Annotated in this window: 1 protein-coding gene; it reads right to left on the bottom strand. The window is 71.9% G+C overall.

Annotated elements, in window-relative coordinates:
* Positions 1-1,103 (bottom strand): acyltransferase domain-containing protein (locus tag ACFWVE_RS35085; protein WP_384023342.1); only part of this gene is annotated, 1,103 nt, incomplete at both ends.

Below are 1,103 nucleotides of genomic sequence, written 5' to 3' on the forward strand. Positions count from 1 at the left end.
CCCTCCACCGGCACCACCTCGGCACCCGCCGGAGGCCACTGCACCAGATCGAACTCCGCCGGCACCACACCCTCCACCAGGAAACCGGAGGCATGTGTCGTCCATGGGGCGTCCTCGGCGCCTTCCTGGCGTGAGTAAATGGCGAGTGTGCGGTGGTTCGCGTCCTGGGGGCCCACCACGACGCGGACCTGGACGGCACCCTGCTCGGGCAGCACCAGCGGTGCGGCCAGGGCCAGTTCCTCCAGCGTCGCGCAGCCCACGGCTTCACCGGCCGACAGAGCGAGCTCCACCAGGCCCGTACCGGGCAGCAATGTGCGGCCCAGGACCACGTGGTCGGCGAGCCACGGCTGCGCCTCCACCGACAACCTGCCCGTCAGCACCACACCACCCGAGTCCGGCAGCGCCACCACCGCACCCAGCAGCGGGTGATCGGAGACATCGACACCGGCAGCTCGGGCGTCGGCCGTAGTGGTGGCCGTGCTGATCTCCGGCCAGTAGCGCTGCCGTTGGAAGGCGTAGGTCGGCAGGTCGACGGCCCGTGCACCGGTGCCGTCGAAGTACGCGGCCCAGTCCACCCGGGCCCCGGCGGCGTGCAGCCGGGCCAGCGCGGTCAGCGCCGTGGTCTCCTCGTCGCGGTCCTTGCGCAGCAGTGCGACGAGCAGGGCGTCGTCGCCGGCGCTCTCGCGTGCCATGCCGCTGAGCACACCGTCCGGACCCAGCTCCAAAAACCGGGTGACACCCTGCTCCACCAGGGCGCGGATCCCGTCGGCGAAGCGCACGGCCTCCCGGACATGGGTCACCCAGTAGGCGGCCGACGCCAGCTGACCGGGCTCGGCCGGAGCACCGGTCACGTTGGAGACGACGGGCAACCGCGGCTCGCTGTAGGACAGCCCCTCCGCGACCGTGCGGAACTCGCCCAGCATCGGTTCCATCAGCGGCGAGTGGAACGCGTGCGACACCCGCAGCCGGGACGTACGACGCCCCAGCCCACGGAACACCTCCGCCACGGCCTCCACCGCCGCCCCGACACCCGAAACCACCACGGAAGACGGCCCGTTGACGGCCGCGACCGACACCTCGTCGGTCAGATGCGGCACAACCTC

Origin of the sequence: Streptomyces sp. NPDC058632 (assembly GCF_042717095.1) — a bacterium.
GTDB lineage: Bacteria > Actinomycetota > Actinomycetes > Streptomycetales > Streptomycetaceae > Streptomyces.